Consider the following 5,430-nt stretch of genomic DNA (forward strand, 5'->3'; position numbering starts at 1 on the left):
TTTGGGCATTGCCGATGCTGCCATGGATGATCTCCTGATTCAGGGAGCGCACACGTCGTCGCGATCGAGACAGGCTTAGGAGACGCGCGTTACTGCTGAATTGCGCGGACGTTTCCGCTGTAACGCCAGAATCCCGGGCCGCGGCCGGATTTGGCCACCCGCTGGCAGCGCGATCGGCGCTCGGTGGCTGCTGGGACGTGCTGCGCTAGATTTTTCCGGGGCGCACGCGGCTGGCCGCGACGGCGGGGCGGGTGGAAACGCCGGTCGAGCCTTGCACGCGCAACCCAGCAACGTTTCGCTTGTACCCTCATGATAAGTTCATCGCCGATTCAGACCTTAAGCTTCAGTCTGGTGATGGGAATGCGGGTATCCGTCTTCCTCCCAAGCGACTTGAAACCGTCACCCGCCCCAGTGACGGTTTCTTTTTTTCCCGGTCCCGACTCCGACGTTGCGGTGCGGGCCCGTGGCCGCTTCGGCATCGCGCCGCCCCGTCGCTGGCTCGATTATCCGGGCACCCGGATCGGCGTGCACAGTCTTCCTGGCCGCGCGGTGGCAAGAGCGCGGATGCGGCATCCGGGCCAGCCGCAATTCAAGAGGATCGGGCGTCGCGCTTCCAAAGAGGAAAACAATATATGTTATTTATTTCCACCCTACGGCAGAGAGAACATCCGCCTGATTAGCAGTAGCCAAGTCACGTGTGGCAAGTTATGCCGTAGGGGCTGCCGTGCGGTTTTGCCAAGCCGTGGACGCAAACTAGCGAGATGTGCCGACGAGACTGACATGCCCACGTATATTTTCAAGGGTCGCCCTGATGACGTAAAGCAGACTTGGTGGATCTACGCCATCGACGACTGGGATGCGCGCGACCAGATCGCGCGAACACTGAGAATCCAGGCGCATGACGAAACACTCTATACGTGCAAGATCGACTATACGCGCCGCCTGCCCTTAGACGTTATCCTCGACTGTGACGGCAACGCAACTGCGGTCAAGAGACCGATGCAGCTCTTCGAAGACTAGCGGCGCTTCTGCCGGCTTTGCTGCAATGCTTTGGGCACGGCATGCATCGAGCCATGCGATCCGGCGCGACGGCTCCTTGACAGCCCGTCACGAAAACGCTGTTTTTCTCGATATTCGGGCTCTGCCCCTTATGCATTTTCAAGGCGTCGGGAGCGTCTTCATGCGCAAGCCAAGCCGTGCCGCCGTGACGGCGCTGGTGCTCTGGACCGCCCTCGCCGCACCGGCCCGCGCGGCGCCCGATCCCTATCGCGAATACCTGGACAAATACCGCTGCCCCGTCGCCGACCGGCTGCAGCGCCTGTACGAGGCCGGCGATCCCGCGGTGACGCGCGACCGCTTCCTCGTCATCGAACTGCTCGAGCACAAGTTCGGCTACGTGCAATGCCTTTTCCACGACCATGAGACGCGGCTGACCTGCGAAGCCGCATCCGGATTCTGGTATGACAAGGCCGACGTGCCCCGCCGGATGTTTCTGGCGCCGGTTAAAATCGCGGCGCTCGCCCGACTCGGCTTCTCCACCGACGACTCGCATGGCAATTTCAGCCTCGACAGGCCCGTGCCCGAGCCGGTCGATTTCACCGCCATCGCCGACTTGATGCTGAAAGCGCTCTACGACGGCTATGACGCCCGCGTCGACAAGACGCTGACCTTCATCGCGCCCTTCGCGCCAGGGCTGACGCTGGCATGCGATCCGGTGGGGTGAGGGAAGAGTGAGGGCGCGCGTCGGCGCGGTTAGTGCGTAGTCAACGATGTCATCCTGGGGCGCGCGAAGCGCGAACCCGGGATCCATGAAAACGTGGATGCAGAACAGGCTGCATCGTTGGGTTCTGCTTGCGGCCGTGGATGTTCATGGATCCCGGGTTCGCACCTTCGGTGCGCCCCAGGATGACATCGCGGACTGCGCGGTGATCTGAGTTGATGATCGCGGAGACGCGCGGTGCGGCGCGGAAAACCCATTGATCGCTTGGCTGATGCTCGCTCTCGGGATCGCGCGCCTCAAGGATGAAACCAGCGGAGCTGGCGGGAGTTTCGCCCCCGTCCTTGACCCGCGCGATCCCGAGGGCACACTGGCCACCAAGCGATCAATGGGGTGGGCTACAAACCTGTTTGTCGTTGAATAAAGCCGCTGGCAACTCCCTTCTCCCGCGAGCGGGAGAAGGGGGGCTTCGTTATTTGTTTCGATGGGTTTAAGCCAAACCGGTTCGTACGCTATCGTGTCAGCGATCGTAATCATCCACGATAACCCGAGACTGCGTTTTTCGGCGTCAGCCGACACCGGAGCGGTCGGGTTAACGAGCGCTGACACGGGCCGCATCTGTGTCAGCCGACGCGGACGCGGGGTCGCGTCTGTGTCGGGGAACGGGGACATGGGGCCCGGTCTGTGTCGGCGGGCGGTGACATGGTTTATGCCAACGTCTAAGACGGCGTCTTTGCGAGCCGAAGGCGAAGCAACCCAGGGGCCGAAGCGCTTGCTCTGGGTTGCTTCGCTCCGCTCGCAATGACGGACGCCAAGGCGGTAGCGCTTGCTGCGAACGCCGTCCTACTCCGCCGGCGTCGCGTCCACATAAAGCTTGCCGCCGCCGGCCAAGAACTCCGCGCTTTTGTCGGCCATGCCTTTCTCCGCTTCCGCCTTTTCCATGCTCAAAACTTCGGCTCGGATGTCCTGCGTGATCTTCATCGAGCAGAACTGCGGGCCGCACATCGAGCAGAAATGGGCGACCTTGTGGGCGTCCTTCGGCAGCGTCGCGTCGTGGTATTTGCGCGCGGTGTCGGGGTCGAGACCGAGGTTGAACTGGTCCTCCCAACGGAAATCGAAGCGCGCGCGGGAGAGCGCGTCGTCGCGCAGCTGCGCGGCGGGGTGGCCCTTTGCGAGATCGCCGGCGTGGGCGGCGATGCGGTAGGTGATCACACCGACCTTCACGTCGTCGCGGTCCGGCAGACCGAGGTGCTCTTTCGGCGTGACGTAGCAGAGCATGGCGCAGCCGAACCAGCCGATCATCGCCGCGCCGATGCCCGACGTGATGTGATCATAGCCCGGCGCGATATCCGTGGTCAGCGGCCCGAGCGTGTAGAACGGCGCCTCGTGGCACTCTGCCAGCTGCTTTTCCATGTTGATCTTGATCTTGTGCAGCGGCACGTGGCCGGGGCCCTCGATCATCACCTGGCAGCCCTTATCCCATGCGATCTTCGTCAGCTCGCCCAGCGTCTCCAGCTCGGCAAACTGGGCGCGATCATTGGCGTCGGCGATCGAGCCGGGACGCAGCCCGTCGCCGAGCGAGAAGGAGACGTCATACTTGCGCATGATGTCGCAGATCTCGGAAAAATGGGTGTAGAGGAAACTTTCCTTGTGATGCGCCAGGCACCAGCGCGCCATGATCGAGCCGCCGCGCGACACGATGCCGGTGGTGCGCTTGGCGGTGAGCGGGACGTAGGCGAGGCGCACGCCGGCGTGGATGGTGAAATAGTCCACGCCCTGCTCGGCCTGCTCGATCAGCGTGTCGCGAAAGATTTCCCAGGTCAGTTTGATCGGGTCGCCATCGACCTTCTCCAACGCCTGGTAGATCGGGACCGTGCCGATCGGCACCGGCGAGTTGCGCATGATCCAGTCGCGGATATTGTGGATGTTGCGGCCGGTGGAGAGGTCCATCACGGTGTCCGCGCCCCAGCGGATCGACCACACCAGCTTTTCCACCTCGTCGGCGACGGACGAGGTGACCGCGGAATTGCCGATGTTGGCGTTGACCTTCACCAGAAAGTTGCGGCCGATGATCATCGGCTCGAGCTCGGGATGGTTGATGTTGGCGGGAATGATCGCGCGGCCCTTGGCGATTTCCGACCGCACGAATTCCGGCGTCACGAAGGCGGGGAGTTCGGCGCCAAAGCTTTCGCCGTCGGCGAGCGCGGCCTCGGCGCCCGCCAGCGCCTCTTCGCGGCCGAGGTTTTCGCGCGCGGCAACGTAAATCATCTCCTCGGTGATGATGCCGGCGCGGGCGAACTCGTATTGCGTGACCATCTGCCCGTCCCGCGCACGGCGGGGCAGCGTGTTGGCGGGGCACGGGGGCACCAGCTTGTCGGCGCCGACGTTGCCGTTGTCCTCGGGTTTTACCGCGCGACCTTCATAAGCTTCGAGGCCGGGGCGGGTGGCCAGCCACGCGCGGGCGGACGGCAGGCCGGCGGCAAGGTCTACGGCGAAATCGGTCTCGGTGTACGGGCCCGAGGCGTCGTAGACGCGCACCGGCGGCTCGTTGGCGGAGGGATCGAGCGGGATCTCGCGGAACGGCACCTGGATGTCGGCGCGGCCGGACGCTGCGTGATAGACCTTGTGCGAGCCAGTCAGCGGACCGGTGGTCACGGTCTCCGGCACGAGCGAGCCGGGCTTGTATTGGATGTTCATGGCGTCCTCCGCGGTATGGCGTGGAGCAGAGCCTGGCGCGGCGACGCGATACGGGCGTCGATGCGGCCGGTCCCTGCGCTGGCATTACCCAGGTTCAGGTTCGAAGGGTATGATCTCAGCCGCTTCGCGAAGCAGCACCCCTGTGGCTGACTGAGAAGGTAAAGCGGTCCGGCGCGGCCCGCAAGGTCTCATTCCATGCTGCCGTCGGACACCGTTTCGGGGGTGGGCGTTGTCGGTTTGCGCGGAAAGATGATGGCGGAGACGGCAATGGACGCCAGCGTGCCGATCAGAATCGCGATCACCCGGTCGAGCGGGCGATGCCAGGTCGAGGCGGCGGGCACCAGAACGACCACCACCAGGGTCACGCAGGAGAGCCGCAGGTTCGGCTTGATCGCGGTGAGGATGGCGAGCGGAACCAGGGCGATCCAGAACAGCACCGGCAGCGGCCAGCCGCCCTCGAGATTGGCGGCGATGACCAGCGCCCCCATCACCGCCCCGATGACGGTGCCGAAGATGCGGTCGCGGCCGGCCTGCACGGTGGAGCTGAGATCGGCCTGGGTCACCACCACGGCGGTGATCAGCGCCCAGTAGCCTTCCGGCAGGGCCAACAGCGTGGTGATGCCGTAGGACAGCGCGCAGGCGCTAAGGATGCGGATCGCCTGCCACAGTTTGGCGCGTCGCAACAAATCGCCGATGCCGGCCATGCGCCTCCGGGATGGGTGGACAGGGTCCGCCTCGGTGTGGTCTTGAGTCGGGGTGCCGCTCGTCCCAACCTATGGACCCAATTCGCCCATGAGCCATCGGTTTTGTTGACGCGCTTTTGCAGGGGTCTCGCTCTCGGCCTGACGTTGCTGGCCGCCGGTACGGACGGCGCGGCGGCGCAGATGTTCGGGTTTTTCGGGTCGCATCGGCCGGCGCGCCATCGCGCGCATGTCCTGCCGCCCGCCCCCGCGATCGATTTGCCGGTGCCGCCCGTGCGGCCGCGCGCCATCCCGGACACGCCGGCGCCGGTCGCG

General features: G+C 64.6%; 5 protein-coding genes and 1 riboswitch. Of the genes, 3 read left to right on the forward strand and 2 right to left on the reverse strand.

Annotation, left to right across the window (positions count from 1 at the left end; translation table 11 throughout):
* Positions 1–780: 780 nt before the first annotated feature.
* Both GSQ79_RS06460 and GSQ79_RS06465 read left to right on the forward strand, forming a co-directional pair.
* Complete coding sequence (locus GSQ79_RS06460; RefSeq protein ID WP_158807911.1) at positions 781–1,020, forward strand: hypothetical protein; 240 nt, start codon at positions 781–783, stop codon at positions 1,018–1,020.
* A gap of 160 nt (positions 1,021–1,180) precedes the next feature.
* Positions 1,181–1,723 carry a hypothetical protein gene (locus GSQ79_RS06465; RefSeq protein WP_158807912.1) on the forward strand — a complete coding sequence of 181 codons (543 nt, stop codon included), beginning with the start codon at positions 1,181–1,183 and terminating at the stop codon, positions 1,721–1,723.
* Between the two features lie 837 nt (positions 1,724–2,560).
* Here the strand turns inward: GSQ79_RS06465 and thiC are convergent.
* Together thiC and GSQ79_RS06475 are read right to left on the reverse strand one after the other, a co-directional pair.
* Entirely contained in the window at positions 2,561–4,414 is a 1,854-nt protein-coding gene (gene thiC, locus GSQ79_RS06470) for a phosphomethylpyrimidine synthase ThiC (protein WP_158807913.1), read from the reverse strand.
* 53 nt (positions 4,415–4,467) lie between these two features.
* Positions 4,468–4,566, reverse strand: a riboswitch (TPP riboswitch).
* Between the two features lie 36 nt (positions 4,567–4,602).
* Positions 4,603–5,118: an aromatic acid exporter family protein gene (locus tag GSQ79_RS06475; protein ID WP_158807914.1), complete on the reverse strand. Its 516-nt coding sequence runs from the start codon at positions 5,116–5,118 to the stop codon at positions 4,603–4,605.
* A gap of 105 nt (positions 5,119–5,223) precedes the next feature.
* Between GSQ79_RS06475 and GSQ79_RS06480 the strand changes: the two genes are divergently transcribed.
* Positions 5,224–5,430 (forward strand): hypothetical protein (locus tag GSQ79_RS06480; protein ID WP_210253020.1); only part of this gene is annotated, 207 nt, incomplete at its 3' end.

Source organism: Beijerinckia sp. L45, assembly GCF_009765775.1.
Classification (GTDB): domain Bacteria; phylum Pseudomonadota; class Alphaproteobacteria; order Rhizobiales; family Beijerinckiaceae; genus RH-AL1.

What these genes read in the sequence shown, in the direction of transcription:
- GSQ79_RS06460 (WP_158807911.1), top strand. Translation starts at nt 781, where the DNA reads ATGCCCACGTATATTTTCAAGGGTCGCCCTGATGACGTAAAGCAGACT.
- GSQ79_RS06465 (WP_158807912.1), top strand. Translation starts at nt 1,181, where the DNA reads ATGCGCAAGCCAAGCCGTGCCGCCGTGACGGCGCTGGTGCTCTGGACC.
- thiC (WP_158807913.1), bottom strand. Translation starts at nt 4,414, where the DNA reads ATGAACATCCAATACAAGCCCGGCTCGCTCGTGCCGGAGACCGTGACC.
- GSQ79_RS06475 (WP_158807914.1), bottom strand. Translation starts at nt 5,118, where the DNA reads ATGGCCGGCATCGGCGATTTGTTGCGACGCGCCAAACTGTGGCAGGCG.